Genomic DNA, 16,076 nt, shown 5'->3' with positions numbered 1-16,076 from the left:
CTCCAATGATCGCTTTCATTCTGAAGCGGCTGATCCAATCGGTCATCGTGATGCTCGCTGTCGCCCTGATCGCCTTTTCCATGTTCCGTTTCATCGGGGATCCGGTGAACAGCATGCTGCCCGAAAACGCCTCGGCCGAGGACCGGCAGGAGCTGCGCGAGCAACTTGGTCTCGACCAGCCGGTCACGGTACAATTCACGCGCTTCGTCACGGGTGCTGTGCAGGGTGAATTCGGCATTTCCTACCGGAACAAGCGCGCGGTCGCCGAAATGATCGCCGAACGCCTGCCGGCAACCCTGGAGCTGGTGCTGGCCGCCGCCGTCTTTGCGCTGCTGCTCGGGGTGCCAATGGGCATATATGCCGCGCTGCATCCCAAGGGGGTGCTGAGCAACATGCTCAACGTCATATCACTGATCGGCATATCGGTGCCAACCTTCGTGACCGGCATCCTGCTGATCCTTGTGTTCTCGGTCTGGCTGAACTGGCTGCCGTCCTTCGGACGCGGCGAGACGGTGCAGATCGGATGGTGGCGCACCGGTTTCCTGACCGTCAGCGGGCTGAAGTCCCTGATCCTGCCGGCGGTGATGCTGGGCCTGTTCCAGGTCACGCTGATCATGCGGCTGGTCCGGGCCGAGATGATGGAAGTGCTGCGCTCGGACTTCGTGCGGTTCGCCCGCGCCCGCGGCCTGACCAACCGGGCGGTGAACTTCGGTCACGCGCTTGGCAATACCCTGATGCCGGTGATCACCATCGTCGGCTTGCAGCTGGGGGCGATGATTGCCTTTGCGATCATTACCGAGACTGTCTTCCAGTGGCCGGGCATGGGCCTGCTGTTCATCCAGGCTGTCAGCTTTGGCGACATTCCGGTGATGTCCGCCTACCTGGTGATGGTCGCGCTGGTCTTCGTGGCGATCAACATGATCGTCGATCTTCTCTACTTCGCAATTGATCCGCGCCTTTCGGTGCGGGCGTGAGGAGACACGCAATGGCTCTTGAAGTATCCCCCCGATCCCGCCTCTCGGCGTTCCTGAAAAGCGATCTCTTCTATCGCTTCCGAACCTCATATGTCACGGTCCTGGCCTCTGCTGTCACAGTGTTCATCCTGGTTGCAGCGCTGCTGGCGCCGTGGATCGCACCGCACGATCCGTTTGATGTCTCGACGCTGAGCCTCTGGGACAGCGAGCTGCCGCCGGTCTGGGCGGAAGGCGGCGATCCGCGGTTCCTGCTTGGCACCGACAACCAGGGGCGCGATGTCCTGTCGGCCATCCTGTACGGGTCGCGGATCTCGCTGGCCGTGGGGTTCGTGAGCGTGGCGCTTGCAATGGCGATCGGCATCGTGGTCGGCCTTGTCAGCGGCTATTTCGGCGGCGCGGTGGATGCGTTCTTCATGCGCATCGCCGACGTTATGCTGAGCTTTCCCACCATCCTCGTGGCGCTGCTGGTCAGCGGCATCGTGCGCGGCGCGCTGCCGCGGGAGATGCATGACAGCGCGGCGCTGATCGTGCTGGTCTTTGCCATCACCGTCACCACCTGGGTGCAGTACGCCCGCACCGTGCGCTCGTCCACCATGGTGGAGCGGAGCCGCGAATATGTCTATGCCGCGCAATTGGTGGGCCGCAAACCCTTTGCCATCCTGTTCAGCCACATCCTGCCCAACGTGATGGGGCCGGTGCTGGTGATCGCGACGATCAACCTCGCGATGGCGATCCTGATCGAGGCGACGCTGTCCTTCCTCGGCGTCGGCATGCCGCCCACCAACCCCTCGCTCGGCACCCTGATCCGGGTCGGCAACGAGTACCTCTTCTCGGGTGTCTGGTGGGTGGTGATCTTCCCCTCGCTGACGCTGGTGGCGCTGGTGCTGGCGGTCAACCTGCTGGGTGACTGGCTGCGCGACGCACTGAACCCGAAGCTGCGCTGAAAGGAATGACGATGAATACCACGACCTTCCCCAAATCGCCGCTTCTGAGTGTGCGCGGCCTGTCGATCTGCTTTGACACCCGGCATGGCCCGCTGCGCGCGGTCGACGGTATCACCTTCGACCTCGCCCCCGGTGAAATCCTCGGCATGGTAGGCGAGTCGGGCGCCGGCAAGTCACTGACCGGCACCGCAATCACCGGCCTTCTGGAACGGCCCGGCCGCATCGACCGCGGCGAGATCCTGTTTGAGGGCAAGCGCATCGACAACCTCTCCTCCGAGGAGATGCGGCGGCTGCGCGGACGCCGGATTGGCGCGGTCTTCCAGGACCCGCTGACCAGCCTCAACCCGCTGATGACAGTGGGCCAGCAGCTGGTGCAGACCATCCGCACCCATCTTCCCATGGGCAAGGACGCGGCGCGCAAACGTGCCATCGAGTGCCTCGCCGAAGTCGGCATCCCCGCCCCCGAGGCGCGGATCGACCAGTATCCGCACCAGTTTTCCGGGGGCATGCGGCAGCGGGTGGTGATCGCCCTGGCGCTCTGCGCCGAGCCGTCTCTGGTGATCGCTGACGAGCCGACCACAGCGCTCGACGTCTCGATCCAGGCGCAGGTTCTCGATCTGTTGAAACGCATGTGCCGCGAACGCGGTGCGGCAGTGATCCTGGTGACCCATGACATGGGGGTGATCGCCGAGACCGCGGACCGCGTGGCGGTGATGTATTCCGGCCGCGTCGTCGAGATCGGGCCGGTGGAGACGGTCGTCCGCGACCCGCGCCACCCCTACACCAAAGGGCTGATGCAATCCATTCCGCGCGTCGGCTCGAACGCCCATCGGCTGACCCAGATCGACGGTGCCATGCCGCGTCTGACCGACTTGCCTTCGGGTTGCGCCTTCCACCCGCGCTGCCCGCGGGCCTTCGGGGAATGCAAACGGACCAAGCCGGCGGCACTGCCGGTCGAGGGCGGCCATGTCGCCTGTCATCTCTACCAGGAGGAACTGGCATGAGCACCGCCACCGACACCCAGCCGCTGGTCTCGCTTAAGGGCCTGTCCAAGACCTTTGACCTGTCGCCGCCGCTGCTCAACCGGCTGATTGAACGCAAAGGACGCCGCACGCTCCGTGCCGTCGACGCGCTCAGTATCGACATTCCGCGCGGCAAAACCTTTTCGCTCGTGGGCGAGTCAGGCTGCGGCAAGTCCACGGTCGCCAAGCTGGTGGTGGGTCTGCATGGCGCCACTTCTGGCAGCATCACTTTCGACGGCACCGACCTGACCAAGCTGGCCGCCGCCGACCGTGGAGACTTCCGCAGGCGGATTCAGATGATCTTTCAGGACCCCTATGCGAGCCTCAATCCGCGCTGGCGGGTGCGGGACATCATTGCCGAACCGCTGCGCAGTTTCGGTATAACCGAAAGCCGCGAGGAGGAGCGGGCTGAGGTCGGGCGGCTGCTGGAAATGGTTGGCCTTTCGGCCCGCGACGGCGAGAAATTCCCGCATGAGTTCTCCGGCGGCCAGCGCCAGCGGATCTCGATCGCGCGGGCGATTTCCTCGCGGCCGGAGTTCCTGGTCTGCGACGAGCCGACCTCGGCGCTTGACGTGTCGGTGCAGTCCCAAGTTCTCAATCTGATGAAGGATCTGCAGAATGAGCTTGGCCTGACATATCTGTTCATCAGCCACGATCTCGCCGTGGTGGATTTCATGTCGGATTACGTTGGCGTGATGTATCTGGGGCGCCTGGTGGAGGCGGGCCCGGCAGAGCGGATCTTTGCCGCGCCGGAACATCCCTATACGCAGCTGCTGATGGACACCGTTCCCGATATCAGCCTGGGGCGGCGCGACCGGGCGCCTGCAATCGGCGAAGTGCCCAATCCGATCACCCCGCCGCCGGGCTGTTCCTTCAACCCGCGCTGCCCGATTGCCACCGCGCGCTGCCGCGAGCAATCGCCTGCGCTTGTTGCCCGCAGCGGCGGCACCGTCGTCGCCTGCCATGCGGTCACCGGGGAGCAGGCCGCTGGCCCCCGGCCCGGTGAAGGCAGCGCCGCAAGCGATACCTCGGGCACGGTCGCCCGGCTGGAGCCGCAGAAGGGAGTTGCCTGATGGAGTTCGATTTCGAAGCGCTGCCGCCGAAGGACCGCTACCGGCTGCTGTGCAGTTTCGTGGCGCCCCGGCCCATCGCGCTGGTGACCACCAGAAGCGAAAACGGCACTCCGAATGCGGCACCGATGAGCTTCTTCAACGTGTTCTCGCAGGATCCGCCCATCGTGATCCTGGGAATCCAGGCCCGTCCCGACGGCACCGAGAAGGAGACAATGCGCAATATCCGCAGGTCGCACGAGTTCGTCGTCAACCTTTGCGACATGGCCATCGCCCAGCAGATGGTGGATTGCGGTATCAGTTTTCCCGATGATGTGGACGAGGTCGCACTGACCGGGCTCAGCCATGCGCCCTCTCTCAAGATCGGGCCGGAAAGGGTGGCCGAGTCGCCGGCTTCGATGGAGTGCCGGGTGTCGCAGATCATCGACTATCCGCGCCGTGCTATCGTGCTGGGCGAGGTGGTGCAGATGCATGTGCGCGACACCTGCCTTGATGCGGCAGGGCGCTATGTCCGGCCTGAAGCCTATCAGCCGGTCGCGCGGCTGCATGCCGACAACTACATCGTTTCGGACCGGCAGTTTGAGCTGACCGCAACCGACTCACTGACTGCCGCAACAGGGAGCTGACGCACGCATGACTGACGATATACTCCTGAGAAACCTGCGCCCTTTTGGCGCGGAACCGGCTGACATGCTGATCGAGGGCGGGCGCATAGCGCAGATCGGTCCGGATCTGCCGGCCCGGCCCGGCGTGCCGGAGGAGGCTTGCGGCGGGGCGATCCTGCTGCCCGGACTGGTGGAGGCCCATACCCATCTGGACAAGTCCCTGTGGGGCATGGGCTGGCGCCCGCATCAGGCGGGTCCCAGCCTGCGCGACAAGATCACCACCGAACGCCGGCTGCGGCAGGAGTGGAACATCGATCCGCACCGCCAGTCGATGCGCCAGGCGCTGCTGTCGGTTGGCCATGGTTCCACCGCGATCCGCAGCCATGTGGATGTGGATACCGAAACGGGCCTTGCCGGCATCGAAGGCGTTGCGCGCACCCGCAGCGAACTGGCCAGGCTGGTGGATATCGAGATCGTCGCCTTCCCGCAGTCCGGGCTGATGACGCGCCCCGGCACGCTGGAGTTGATGGATGCGGCGCTGCGCGGGCCCGCGGATGTGGTCGGGGGCCTTGACCCTTGCGGCATGGATGCCGACCCCAAGGGGCAGCTTGACGCGGTTTTTGCCCTGGCCGGAAAGCATGGAAAACCCATCGACATCCACCTGCACGAGCCCGGTGAGCTGGGGGCGTTCAGCATGGAGATGATCATCGAGCGGACCCGCGCGCTGGGGATGCAGGGGCGGGTGACAGTGAGCCATGCCTTCTGCCTGGGCATGCCCGACCGCGACCGCGCCCGGGCGCTGGTGGCGCAGCTGGCCGAGGCGCAGATCCATATCGCGACAGTTGCCACACCCTTCCGCCCGGTGCCGCTGGCAGAGGACCTGCGGGCGGCGGGCGTGACGCTTTGTGCCGGGTCCGACGGGATCCGGGACACCTGGGGGCCTTATGGAAATGCGGACATGCTGGAACGTGCCATGCTGCTGGGCCAGCGCAACAACCTGCGCGCTGACAGCGATGTCGAACATGCCCTGTGGTGCTGCTCCTGGGGCGGCGCAAGGGTCATGGGGCTTGAGGATTACGGGCTCGAAATCGGCTGCCAGGCTGATCTGGTTCTGGTCGAGGCCGAAACCGTCGCCCATGCGGTGGTTTCGCACCCTCCGCGCAAGCTGGTGCTGAAGGCGGGCCGCATCGTCGCCCGCGACGGCCGCAGCCTGCGGGAGGCTCCGTAATGGCAGCGGGCAGGGAGCAGGGCCGCATCCTGATGACCGCCGACTGGGTGGTCGGCCATGAAAACGGGCACCATGTGCTGCTGCCGCGCGGCGAAGTCGTGTTCGAAGACGGCGCGATCCTGTTTGCCGGCCATGGGTTCCAAGGGGAAGTGGCGCGGCGCATCGATTGCGGGTGCGCCCTGATCGGGCCGGGGTTCATCGACCTCGATGCGCTGTCGGACCTCGACACCACCGTTCTGGGCCTGGACAACCAGCCGGCCTGGAAGAAGGGCCGCGTCTGGCCGCAAAGCTATATGGAAAAAGGCCCGCGCGAGATGTACCCGCCGGAGGATCTGCGCTGGCAGAAGCACTATGCCTTTACCCGGCTGATCCGCAACGGCATCACCACCGCGCTGCCCATTGCCTCGCTGTTTTACCGCGAATGGGGCGAGACCTGGGACGAATTCGCCGGCGCGGCGGAGGCGGCGGAGGCGCTTGGCCTGCGGGTTTACCTCGGACCCGCCTACCGCAGCGGCAACACCTATGTCGCCGAAGACGGCGGCATCGGGTTCCATTTTGACGAGGAGCGGGGCCTTGCGGGCCTCGCCGAAGCTGTGCGGTTCTGCGAGCGCTTTGAAGGCCGGGCCGACGGGCTGATCCGGACCATGCTGGCCCCCGACCGGATAGAGACCTGCACGGAAGCACTGCTGTCGCGGACTGCGCAGGCGGTGCGGAATCTGGACGTGCCGGTGCGGCTGCATTGCTGCCAGTCCGCCTTTGAGTACGAAAGTGTCGTGCGGATGCATGGCAAGAGCCCGCCGGAATGGCTGCGCGACCTCGGCTTCCTGTCGCAGCGGGCGATCCTGCCGCACCTGACCTTCCTGTCGGGCGTCAACGGGATTGAATATGGCGCGCCGGATCTGGACATCCTGGCCGACGGCGGCGCCGCGCTGGCGCATTGCCCGCTGGTGATGGCGCGCGGGGGGGCGGTGCTGAAATCCTTTGCGCGGTACCGTGATGCGGGTCTGACCATCGGCATGGGGACGGACACCCATCCCCCGGACATGATCCTGAACATGCAACTGGGGCTGATCACAGCCCGGATGGCAGACAGCAACCCGCAAGCCGTCAGTGCCGCCGACATGTATGATGCCGCGACGCTGGGCGGAGCGCAGGCGCTGGGACGCAGCGACCTGGGCCGCCTCGCTCCCGGTGCGCGGGCCGACATCACCGTCATTGGCCTGGATGATCCGGCCGTCGGGCAGGTCATTGACCCGATCCAGACAGTTCTCCTGAACGGCTCCGGCCGCGATGTGCGCACGGTTGTGATCGACGGCCGCATCGTGATGCAGGACGGCGTCATTCCCGGCGCCGACCACGACGCGCTGCGTGCGGGTGCGCAGCGCCGTTTCGACGGGCTGGTGGCGCAATACCCTGACCGGACCTTTGGCCATCCGCCGGTCGAAGAGATCTTTACCCCGGCCTATCCGCTGCGGATGGCGCCTGCATGACCAGCATCCTGATCCGGCACGCCACCGCCCTGACCGTTGATGCGGACCGCCTGGTTGTCGAGGACTCGGCAATCGCTATTGAGGGCAGCCGGATCACCGCCATCGGACGCGACGCTGACCTGGCACCGCTGGCCGATGAGGCCGCCGAAGTGATCGACGCCACCGGCATGACCGCAATCCCGGGGCTGATCGACTGCCACTCCCATGCCGGGCATGGGCTTGTCCGGGGGCTTGGGGCAGGGGACTCCGAAGCCTGGTTCAAGGCGTGCGAGGCGCTGTATGCGGGCGGGACCAATGTTGCCTTCTGGTCTGCCGAAGCGCGGCTGACGCTGCTTGAACGGCTGATGGCCGGTGTCACCACCTGCGTCACCCTGCTGGGCGGCGGGGCGGATATCTACCGCAGCGATGATCCGGCTTTTGGCGATGCCTATTGCGCCGCGGTGCGTGAAAGCGGGCTACGCACGATGCTGGCTGTGGGGCCGGGGCGCCCGCCATTCCCGCGCGGCTACCGCGACAGCAGCGGCACCAAGGTTAGCGTGGATTTCAAGCACCAGCTGGCGGTGAGCGCGGATCTGATGGCCAGGCATGACAGCATCTTGGAGACCGGAACCGGCATCTGCCTGGTGATGCCGGTTTACGGGCCAGGCGGCGGCAAAGCTGCCGGAGAGGCGGAGGTGCGCCGTATGGCAGCTGCTGTGGCTGCGCTGCGGGAAAAGCACGGTGTTCTGTTGACGCAGGACGGGCACCGCAACGGGACCATCGCCTATGCCCGTGATCTTGGCCTGCTTGGCCCCTTCGCCCTGCTGGCGCATTGTGTGGACCTTACTGGGGCGGATATCGCGGCGCTGGAGGAAACCGGTGCCGCAGTAGCCCACAATCCCAGCTCCATAATGTCCATTCTGGGCCGCTGCCCCGCACCCGAGCTGATCGCGCGGGAGATCCGGGTGGCGCTTGGCTCGGATGCGTCGGCGCCGGACCGGGGCTATGACATGTTCCGCCACATGGCGCAGGCCATGCATTACCACCGCCGCCACTTCCGGGATCCGTCGGTTCTGCCGCCGGGCAAGGTGCTGGAAATGGCAACCATCGATGCAGCCCGCGCGTTGGGGCTGGAACAGGATCTCGGCTCGCTGGAAGCAGGAAAGAAGGCCGACATCGTGCTGGTGGATATGCGCAAGCCGCATCTGACGCCGCCGGACATGCCGCTGCACGCCATAACCCATTTCGCGAATGCAGCGGATGCGGACACGGTTATTGCCGACGGGCGGATTGTCATGCGCGGACGTGTGTCTCAAACGCTGGATCCGCAGGCCGTCATGAACGAGGCAACCGAGGCCGCACGGGCGGCAGTAGACGGGGCCGGGCTTGAAGCTTTGCGGAATGAACCCGGAAGCTTGTGGCGTAATGTCCGGAAACCGGAGGGGAGATCCCCCTTGTGAATGCGTCTGCGCCCCGGCGGGCTGCACTGGTAGTCGTGATTGTGCTGATCGCACTCAATCTCCGCCCCTTTCTTGCGGCACCAGGGCCGGTATTGCCGCTGATCGCGTCGGACACTGGCCTTGGATATGGCGGGCTGTCTCTGCTGACGCTGCTGCCAATGCTCCTGATGGGCCTTGGCGCTGTTGCCGCACCAGGGTTTCAAGCCAGTCTCGGTACACGCCGGAGCCTGCTGATTGCACTTACCCTGCTCCTTCTCGGGTCACTGCTGCGGCTTGCTGCGGTGAACGGTACCGTGCTGCTCCTGACGGCGGTGTTGTGCGGATCGGGTGCAGCTTTCGCCCAGGCAGTCATGCCGGGTTTGATCAAGGAGAAATTCCCAGCGCAGGTTGCGGTCATGACCGGCCTCTATTCCGCGATGATCATGACCGGCGGCGCTCTGGGGGCGCAGCTGATGCCTTATCTGACTGGCGGCGGGTTGACCTGGCGGGCATCGCTGGCCTGGCTTTCGCTTCCAGTGTTTCTGGCCGCGGCTGCCACGACCTTGATCCTCGCCGAAACCCGGAGTGCACGGCCCCGCCGCGAAGCCGTCATCCGGCTGCTGCAGCTTCCGCGGACCTGGCTGCTGATGGGAGTATTCGGGCTCATAAACGGAGGGTATGCGTCTTTGATTGCCTGGCTCGCGCCTTACTACCAGGAATTGGGCTGGACCAGTGCCGGCAGCGGGACGCTTGTTTCGGTCATGGCGCTCAGCCAAGGGTGCGGTGCCGTTGTCTTGCCTCTGCTTGCCCGGAACTCCCCTGACCGCCGCCCTTGGCTGTGGATAACGATTGTGCTGCAGGCCGTTGGTTATTCTGGCTTGGCTTTCGCGCCTTTGGCGTTTTCAGCGCTCTGGGTCGCGCTATGCGGCGCGGGGCTCGCCGGGAGTTTCGCGTTGTGCCTCGTGGTTGCGCTTGACCATCTGCCGGATTCTGCGCAAGCCGGCTCCCTTGCGGCGCTGATGCAGGGGGGTGGCTTTCTGATGGCAGCTATACCGCCCTTTGTCCTGGCCGAAATACATCGCGCGACCGGCAGTTTCACTTTGGGCTGGACCATGCACTTATTCTGGGTTGCAGCCGCGGCCGTTCTTGCCGTTCGATTTAACCCGGTACGTTACCCGGAAGTCATGGGGCACGAGCCTGCCGCGGCCTCTTCCGATCCGCGCCATCGGGCCGGCAGTGTGTAGGTGAGACGCGGCATGATCACCCGTTGTGCCATCACAGGGGCAAACCGGCTGATAAGCAAGGCGAGTGAAACGAGGCTGTAGAGCTGCCTCTGAAACAGGCCTGTTCCAGCCTTTGCCGCAAAGCTATTGCCTGCTGGCACCGATGATTTTGGCAATCTCCGCAAAGCCGCGGGCTTTGGCGTGCTGGAGCGGGGTGACGCCGTCGAAGTCAGCGATCCCGGTATCGGCTCCGGCCTCGATCAGCGCTTGTACGGTTGCAACATGATCCGGCCCGCCGTCACCCAGCACCACCGCCTCCATCAGCGCGGTCCAGCCCAGGTTGTTGACGTGATCCAGCGGCGCGCCGCCGGCAATCAGGCGGCGGACCACCTGATGGTGGCCCAAATGGGCTGCAGCGATCAGGGCGGTGCCATCATAGATGCTGGTGATCAAGCCGGGGTCATTGCCCAGCTCCAGCGCCAGCGAGACCATTTCGGGATCATCCGCAACTGCGGCGATGGTGAGCACATCATAGGCCCGGCTCTCCAGTGCATTCATGTCAGCTCCGGCCTCAGCCAGGGCTCGCAGGGCCGCATCATTGGAGGCGAAGGCGGCAACATGTGCCGGGGTCCGGCCGGCACGGTCGCGGGCATTGAGATCAGCCCCTGCGGCGGCAATGCGGCGGATGGCGGTGGCGTCCCCTTCATGTGCGGCAAGGTGAAGGCCCTCGTAACCCGCCAGGTCGGCGGAGGAAGGCGGGGTCTGCGCCTGCGCCGCGGCGGCTGCGGCCAGCAGGAACAGGCTCAGGAATATGCGCAGCATTGGCAGGATCCTCCTTGAGAGGCGGCCGCCCCCACGCGAGGCGGCCGCAGTCCTTTAAAAAACGGTTCACTCGGCGCCAATGGCATCCAGGCCGGCGCGGGCGCAGGCCGCGTCAATGTCGCCCGAGGGTGCGCCGCCGGCGCCGATGCCGCCCACCAGCGCGCCGCCAATGCGGATCGGCAGGCCGCCGGCCTGGATCACCAGCCGGCTGTCCATATCGCGAAGCCCGTCATTCTGCGGATTGCTTCCGATGAATCCGGCCAGGCCGGCGGTATCGCGGCCCATGCTGGCCGAGGTGAAGGCCTTGCCGGTGCTGCTGCCGACGGTGTGCGGGCCTGCGTTGTCGGCGCGCAGGATCACCTTGGTCACGCCGCTGCGGGCAACGATGGCGACACTGACATTGTGGCCTTCGGCTGCGCAGGCGTCTACCGCGGTCTGCGCGGCGGTCTGCGCCATGTCCAGCGGCAGATAAGGGGCAGTGGGCAGGTCCTGCGCGGCAACGGAAACGGGGGCCAGCACAGCGGCGGCGAGGGTCAGTTTGCGGATCATTCCGGTCCTCCTTCAATTCTGATGGAGGAACCCTAGCGGCGCGGCCGATATGCGGGAATTGGTAGGCTTTACATCTGTCTCGGTAGTTCTACGGAGTGCCGTTCCCCTCCAGCCAAAGCCGGGTCAGCTCGGCCGCGGATGTGGTTCCGGCCTTGGTTCCGATGGCGGCGCGGTGGCTGTCGACGGTGCGGGGGGACAGATCCAGAACCCCGGCAATCTGCCGCGTGGTCAGCCCCTTGGCGATCATTTCAAGCACCTCGGTTTCGCGCCCCGTGAGCCGCGCTAGCAGGCGCCGGGCCTCGTCGGTTTCAGAGGCCTGCTGGCGGCGGCGCTCCAGTTCCGCCTGCCCCCGCTGGATGGCATCGATCAGGTCGTGCTCGTCCACCGGCTTGCTGAGGAAGTCGATGGCACCGCTGCGGAAGGCGCGGCGGCAGGCCTCGATATCGCCGTGGCCGCTGATCACCACTGCGGGCCAGTCCACGCCGTTTGCGCGCAGCTGTTCCTGAAGCTTGAGGCCGGAGACCACAGGCATCCGGATGTCGAGGATCAGGCAGCCCGGCGGCAGCGTGCCGAGGGCGCTGAGAAACGCCTCCGGCGCGGCAAAACCGCGGACTTCGATGCCGACGGTCCGCAGCAGCAAGGACAGTGCATCGCGAACCGCGTCATCGTCATCGACCAGATAGACCGGGTTGCTCATTCCGCCGCCTCCGCCGTCAAGCTCTGTGCATCCGGCAGGCGCAAGCGGAACAGGGTTTGCGGCGCATCCGCGGCCAGCGACAGATCACCGCCCATACGTTCGGCCAGCCGCTGGCACAGCGCTAGCCCGAGGCCGGTGCCGCCCGGTTTGCCGGTCACGAAGGGTTCGAACAGGCGCGGTTGGATTTCCGCATGCACGCCCGGCCCGCTGTCCGCGACTTCGATCACAACCTCGCTTCCGCTGCGCCGCGCAATGACCGATACCTGCTTCGCATCGCCCTGCGCTGCTGCCTCGATTGCGTTGCGAACCAGGTTGAAAACGACTTGTTCCAGCTCGACGGGATCGGCCCGAACCATCAATTCGGGCGGCCCCGGATCGGCGGCCAAGCGGACGCTTGCGCGCTCGGCCTCCGGGCGCAGCAGCAGTTCGACGCCGCGGACCGCCGCCTGCACCGGCACCGGACCGGCAGGGCCGGTGCGCGGCCGGGTCCAGTTGCGCAGCCGCTCGAGAATGGCTGAGGCGCGCTTCGCCTGGCTGACAATACCATCAAACACCGGGCCGGTCTGACCGGAAGCGCCGCGTGCTGCCAGGTGCCGCCCGGCCTGGGCCTGGCTAAGGATCGCGGTCAGCGGCTGGGTCAGCTCATGCGCCATGCCGCTGGCCATCTCGCCCAAGGCATTGACACGCGATGCATGGGCGAGGCGGGCGTCCTGGGCGCTCAGCCTGGCCTGGGATTCCGCTTGCCGCGCCCGGAACAGTTGGCGCAGGCCGAGAACGGAGAGCAGATAAAAAACGGTGGCGAGCCCCGCCGCGGCCAGCAGCCGACCCGGCGGCAGCAGGTCAGCCAGGCCGGGCGATATTCCAGCGGCAAAGACCAGCGGTTGGGAGGCACTGCCGAGGGACTTTTCGAACTGCACGCCTTCGGCAGGGCCGCCGCTTATCAAGGCGGTTCCGTCGGGCAGATGCAGGGTTTGTGATACCGACGGGCGTGACCAGAAACCGCTGTCGGAGGCCAGCAGCGCCTGCGCGTCGATCTGCAGCGCCAGACCGAAGCGCGCGTTCTCGGTGTTCGGGCTCCGCTTCACGAGGATGTAGCCTGTTGGCGTGCCGGGTGCGGAGGCCAGTACCAGCTGCCCGTTTGACGCCCTCGCGGACCGGCGGATCAGCGCGATGGTTTCCTCTGGCAGGCCGGTGCGGCTGGTCAGGTAGCCGTCGCCGCCTAGCGGCACCAGATCAATGGCTCCGATCCGCGGGTAGAACCGCAGAATGCTGGCGCCGACATCCAGGAACAGGTCGCGCCGCACGTCCTCTCCGGCAACGGCCAAAGCAGAAAGTGACGTCAGATGGGCGTCGTGCTGATCTGCGCGTTGCGAAGCGAGGCGGTGGAGGCTGTGGGCTTCGGTCTGCAGCTCGGCCAGCAGCTTCTGGTGCTCCAGCAGGGCTGAAAACCCGGCCGCAACGATCAGCACAGCCACCCAGCCGCCCAGCAGCTGCAGGGCTTTGGCAGACAGCGGTGTGGTTGGAGAAGGTGCTTTCATGTCCTGGTTCACGCAGATTTGGCAGGACAGACCGTAAGTGACGGGTGGTTCCGCTGCAAGCCGCGGTGGCCTGCCGGTGCGGTGCCGTCCTGGCGCGCGTCACGCTTCAGAGCGGTCTCGATCGTGGTCAGATGGAGGCGCATTGCCGTCGATGCTCCGGCTTGACCGCCCGGGGCTATGGCCTCGGCCGCCGCTTCCTGCGGGTTGTTGTGAACCCTGCGGAATTCACCAGCGCCGGAGCGGCGGCTGGTGCGGTCCCATTCGCATTACCAGGCAATGCGGCGGCGGGTGCCCGAAAGATAAGTCAGGGACCCGAATGGCACGGGGTCCGCCAAAACCTGGGCGGCCGCGCTGTAAAGCAGCAGTGCCGGTCAAGGTTACCGCTCACCTCTCATTGCAAGGGATGCGGGCCTTTGCTTGCCACAAGCCGGGCGAATCTGTCTTGGGCGTTTCACTGTTTTCAACAGGAAGAGAGGGGCTTGGGTGGATTTGTTTGTCGTAAATAATATGAAAAACAATAGTATGAGAGAAATATAATAAATAATTTGAAATTTTATCGGGCGCCGGTACTCTGGTTGTCATCCAATGGGCATGAAAGGCGAGTTTATGGCACCACGGTTGAAGCTGGGTCTGCTGACCCCGTCCTCTAATACGATCATGGAGCCGCAATCGGCGGCGGTTCTGGCGGGGCTGGATCATGTCTCCGTGCATTTCGGGCGGTTCCGGGTCACGGAAATCTCCATGAGCGGCGATGCGTTGGGACAGTTCAAGTTCGGCCCTCAGCTGGCGGCGGCTGAGCTGCTGGCGGATGCGCGGATGGATGTGATCGCCTGGGGCGGCACCTCGGGCAGCTGGCTGGGACGGGACAATGACGAGGAACTGGTGCGCCAGATCGAGGCCCGCTGCGGTGTGCCCTCGACAACCTCGACGCTGGCGCTGTTCGCCGCCTTCGAGGCGCTGGATGTGCAGAGCTACGGGCTGGTGACGCCCTATCTGACGGAAATTCAGGAACCGATTTTGAAGAATTTCGCGGCCGAAGGCTACAGCTGCACCGGCGACCGGCGGCTGGAGGATCCCGGCAACTATTCCTTTGCCGAATACGGCGAGGCCCAGATCGCGGACATGGTGCGCGAGGTGGCGGAGGGCAAACCCGACGCGATCGCCATCCAATGCACGAATTTCAACGGCACGCGGATCGCGCCGGCGCTGGAAGAGGAACTGGGCATTCCGGTTCTCGACAGCGTTGCTTTCACGATCTGGCACTGCATGAAACTGGCCGGGGCCGACCCGCGTCAGGTCAAAGGATGGGGGCGCCTATTCCGCGACGGCGGAGCATAGGTCCTGCCCTCCAGACGTTCCAGAACGGCCGCCGCAGAAGCGGCCGGCGGATAACCCAGCAACCCAGCAAGGAGAAAAAAATGAAGACGACCATACAATGGGCAACGGCAGCAGTGCTGACTGCTGCTGCCGGCGGAGCCATGGCAGGAACCTATGATTTGAAGGTTCTAGGGCAGCCGGTGGCAACCGGTCTGATCCAGAAAAATGTGGAACAGCCGTTCTTCGAGAATTTTGCGGAGCGCTCGGGGCTGGATGCCGATACCGACTACAAGCCGCTGGATGTGACCGGCATCAAGGATACAGAGCAGCTGCGGATCCTCAAAGCAGGGCTGTTCGACATCGTGTCGCTGCGGATGTCGCAGATTTCGCGTGACGAGCCGACCATTCTCGGGCTCGATCTGGTCGGACTGAACCCGGACTATGAGACGGGCCGCAAGACGGTCGATGCCTTCGAGGATGCGGTGGATGCGCAACTGCAAGCCAAGTTCAACACCAAGCTTCTTGGCGTGTGGCCGTTCGGCCCGCAGGTGCTGTTCTGCAAGCCGGAAATCAGCCAGCTGAGCGATCTGAAGGGCAAGAAGGTGCGGGTCTATGATCAGAACCTGGCCAATTTCGTTGCCTCGGTGGGCGGAACCCCGGTGCCAATCGGTTTCCCGGACGTGCATCAGTCGCTGGCCCGCGGCGTGGTGGACTGCGCCATCACCGGCCCCAGTTCTGCCAACTCGGCAGGCTGGCCTGAGGTCACCGGATACATGCTGCCGGTTGCCTTTCAGCTGGCGCTGAACGGCTACGGCATCAATCTGGACACCTACAATGCGATGGCGCCAGAGGATCAGCAGAAGCTGGAAGCCGCGTTTGACGGGCTGGTGGATGAGATCTGGGCCTACTCGGAAGAGCTGTTCGACGATGCGGTGCGCTGCAATGTCGGCGAAAGCCCCTGCGACACGGTCAAATCCTATGACCTGAAACTGGTGCCGGTCAGCGAAGGCGACCGCGAGATCATCGGCAATGCAGTGACGGAGATTTCATTCCCGGCCTGGGCGGAAGTCTGCGACGCAACAAACGCCAGCTGCTCCGCCGATTGGAAGGCCGCTCTGGGCCTGACCAACTGATCCAGGACTGGAAGGCGGCATCGCGGCTGCCTTCCAGGACTTCCGA

15 protein-coding genes are annotated in these 16,076 nt (G+C 65.1%); 11 read left to right on the top strand and 4 right to left on the bottom strand.

The features are described 5' to 3' along the window. Positions 1-5: 5 nt before the first annotated feature. The 9 genes from ACFMBG_RS18605 to ACFMBG_RS18565 are packed head-to-tail and all read left to right on the top strand — an operon-like array spanning position 6 to position 9,995. Positions 6-974 carry an ABC transporter permease gene (locus tag ACFMBG_RS18605; RefSeq protein ID WP_222506314.1) on the top strand — a complete coding sequence of 323 codons (969 nt, stop codon included), beginning with the start codon at positions 6-8 and terminating at the stop codon, positions 972-974. A gap of 11 nt (positions 975-985) precedes the next feature. After that, positions 986-1,918: an ABC transporter permease gene (locus ACFMBG_RS18600; RefSeq protein ID WP_421056186.1), complete on the top strand. Its 933-nt coding sequence runs from the start codon at positions 986-988 to the stop codon at positions 1,916-1,918. 11 nt (positions 1,919-1,929) lie between these two features. Next, positions 1,930-2,922 carry an ABC transporter ATP-binding protein gene (locus ACFMBG_RS18595; RefSeq protein ID WP_421056185.1) on the top strand — a complete coding sequence of 331 codons (993 nt, stop codon included), beginning with the start codon at positions 1,930-1,932 and terminating at the stop codon, positions 2,920-2,922. Beyond that, positions 2,919-4,013, top strand: coding sequence for an ABC transporter ATP-binding protein (locus tag ACFMBG_RS18590; protein WP_421056184.1), 1,095 nt, complete (start codon positions 2,919-2,921; stop codon positions 4,011-4,013). Before ACFMBG_RS18595 ends, ACFMBG_RS18590 begins: the two co-directional genes overlap by 4 nt. Next, on the top strand, positions 4,013-4,636 hold the full coding sequence (locus ACFMBG_RS18585) for a flavin reductase family protein (protein ID WP_421056183.1): 624 nt from the start codon (positions 4,013-4,015) through the stop codon (positions 4,634-4,636). The genes ACFMBG_RS18590 and ACFMBG_RS18585 overlap by 1 nt, the downstream gene beginning before the upstream one ends. A gap of 7 nt (positions 4,637-4,643) precedes the next feature. Beyond that, on the top strand, positions 4,644-5,843 hold the full coding sequence (locus tag ACFMBG_RS18580) for an amidohydrolase family protein (protein WP_421056182.1): 1,200 nt from the start codon (positions 4,644-4,646) through the stop codon (positions 5,841-5,843). Continuing rightward, the gene (locus ACFMBG_RS18575; RefSeq protein ID WP_421056181.1) at positions 5,843-7,333 is read left to right on the top strand and encodes an amidohydrolase family protein; all 1,491 of its coding nucleotides are present in this window, start codon (positions 5,843-5,845) and stop codon (positions 7,331-7,333) included. Before ACFMBG_RS18580 ends, ACFMBG_RS18575 begins: the two co-directional genes overlap by 1 nt. Then, positions 7,330-8,772, top strand: a complete 1,443-nt coding sequence (locus ACFMBG_RS18570; protein WP_421056180.1) for an amidohydrolase family protein — start codon at positions 7,330-7,332, stop codon at positions 8,770-8,772. Before ACFMBG_RS18575 ends, ACFMBG_RS18570 begins: the two co-directional genes overlap by 4 nt. After that, positions 8,769-9,995 carry a cyanate transporter gene (locus ACFMBG_RS18565; RefSeq protein ID WP_421056179.1) on the top strand — a complete coding sequence of 409 codons (1,227 nt, stop codon included), beginning with the start codon at positions 8,769-8,771 and terminating at the stop codon, positions 9,993-9,995. The genes ACFMBG_RS18570 and ACFMBG_RS18565 overlap by 4 nt, the downstream gene beginning before the upstream one ends. A gap of 123 nt (positions 9,996-10,118) precedes the next feature. Here the strand turns inward: ACFMBG_RS18565 and ACFMBG_RS18560 are convergent, their stop codons facing one another. The 4 genes from ACFMBG_RS18560 to ACFMBG_RS18545 all read right to left on the bottom strand — a co-directional run bounded on the left by ACFMBG_RS18560 (position 10,119) and on the right by ACFMBG_RS18545 (position 13,580). Then, positions 10,119-10,796, bottom strand: a complete 678-nt coding sequence (locus tag ACFMBG_RS18560; protein ID WP_421056178.1) for an ankyrin repeat domain-containing protein — start codon at positions 10,794-10,796, stop codon at positions 10,119-10,121. A 66-nt stretch (positions 10,797-10,862) separates the two neighbouring features. Next, a complete protein-coding gene (locus ACFMBG_RS18555) occupies positions 10,863-11,345 on the bottom strand; it encodes a GlcG/HbpS family heme-binding protein (protein ID WP_421056177.1) in 483 nt (160 codons plus the stop codon). Between the two features lie 88 nt (positions 11,346-11,433). Next, positions 11,434-12,042 (bottom strand): response regulator transcription factor, encoded by a 609-nt coding sequence (locus ACFMBG_RS18550; protein ID WP_421056176.1) that lies wholly within the window; start codon positions 12,040-12,042, stop codon positions 11,434-11,436. After that, positions 12,039-13,580, bottom strand: a complete 1,542-nt coding sequence (locus ACFMBG_RS18545) for a sensor histidine kinase (RefSeq protein WP_421056175.1) — start codon at positions 13,578-13,580, stop codon at positions 12,039-12,041. The genes ACFMBG_RS18550 and ACFMBG_RS18545 overlap by 4 nt, the downstream gene beginning before the upstream one ends. A 606-nt stretch (positions 13,581-14,186) precedes the next feature. Here ACFMBG_RS18545 and ACFMBG_RS18540 point away from each other — a divergent pair. Both ACFMBG_RS18540 and ACFMBG_RS18535 read left to right on the top strand, forming a co-directional pair. Beyond that, positions 14,187-14,918, top strand: coding sequence for a maleate cis-trans isomerase family protein (locus tag ACFMBG_RS18540; RefSeq protein ID WP_421056174.1), 732 nt, complete (start codon positions 14,187-14,189; stop codon positions 14,916-14,918). 80 nt (positions 14,919-14,998) lie between these two features. Then, a complete protein-coding gene (locus ACFMBG_RS18535; RefSeq protein ID WP_421056173.1) occupies positions 14,999-16,030 on the top strand; it encodes a TRAP transporter substrate-binding protein in 1,032 nt (343 codons plus the stop codon). Positions 16,031-16,076: the final 46 nt, after the last annotated feature.

Origin of the sequence: Leisingera coralii (assembly GCF_049056525.1) — a bacterium.
Classification (GTDB): domain Bacteria; phylum Pseudomonadota; class Alphaproteobacteria; order Rhodobacterales; family Rhodobacteraceae; genus Leisingera; species Leisingera coralii.
The sequence above is the reverse complement of the archived record's forward strand: the minus strand, read 5'-3'. Positions and strand labels throughout refer to the sequence as shown.

Bases quoted from the DNA above. Each gene is read 5' to 3' on its own strand.
- ACFMBG_RS18595 (WP_421056185.1), top strand. From the start codon at position 1,930: ATGAATACCACGACCTTCCCCAAATCGCCGCTTCTGAGTGTGCGCGGC.
- ACFMBG_RS18575 (WP_421056181.1), top strand. From the start codon at position 5,843: ATGGCAGCGGGCAGGGAGCAGGGCCGCATCCTGATGACCGCCGACTGG.
- ACFMBG_RS18590 (WP_421056184.1), top strand. From the start codon at position 2,919: ATGAGCACCGCCACCGACACCCAGCCGCTGGTCTCGCTTAAGGGCCTG.
- ACFMBG_RS18550 (WP_421056176.1), bottom strand. From the start codon at position 12,042: ATGAGCAACCCGGTCTATCTGGTCGATGACGATGACGCGGTTCGCGAT.
- ACFMBG_RS18580 (WP_421056182.1), top strand. From the start codon at position 4,644: ATGACTGACGATATACTCCTGAGAAACCTGCGCCCTTTTGGCGCGGAA.
- ACFMBG_RS18600 (WP_421056186.1), top strand. From the start codon at position 986: ATGGCTCTTGAAGTATCCCCCCGATCCCGCCTCTCGGCGTTCCTGAAA.
- ACFMBG_RS18545 (WP_421056175.1), bottom strand. From the start codon at position 13,580: ATGAAAGCACCTTCTCCAACCACACCGCTGTCTGCCAAAGCCCTGCAG.
- ACFMBG_RS18605 (WP_222506314.1), top strand. From the start codon at position 6: ATGATCGCTTTCATTCTGAAGCGGCTGATCCAATCGGTCATCGTGATG.
- ACFMBG_RS18535 (WP_421056173.1), top strand. From the start codon at position 14,999: ATGAAGACGACCATACAATGGGCAACGGCAGCAGTGCTGACTGCTGCT.
- ACFMBG_RS18570 (WP_421056180.1), top strand. From the start codon at position 7,330: ATGACCAGCATCCTGATCCGGCACGCCACCGCCCTGACCGTTGATGCG.
- ACFMBG_RS18585 (WP_421056183.1), top strand. From the start codon at position 4,013: ATGGAGTTCGATTTCGAAGCGCTGCCGCCGAAGGACCGCTACCGGCTG.
- ACFMBG_RS18540 (WP_421056174.1), top strand. From the start codon at position 14,187: ATGGCACCACGGTTGAAGCTGGGTCTGCTGACCCCGTCCTCTAATACG.
- ACFMBG_RS18555 (WP_421056177.1), bottom strand. From the start codon at position 11,345: ATGATCCGCAAACTGACCCTCGCCGCCGCTGTGCTGGCCCCCGTTTCC.
- ACFMBG_RS18560 (WP_421056178.1), bottom strand. From the start codon at position 10,796: ATGCTGCGCATATTCCTGAGCCTGTTCCTGCTGGCCGCAGCCGCCGCG.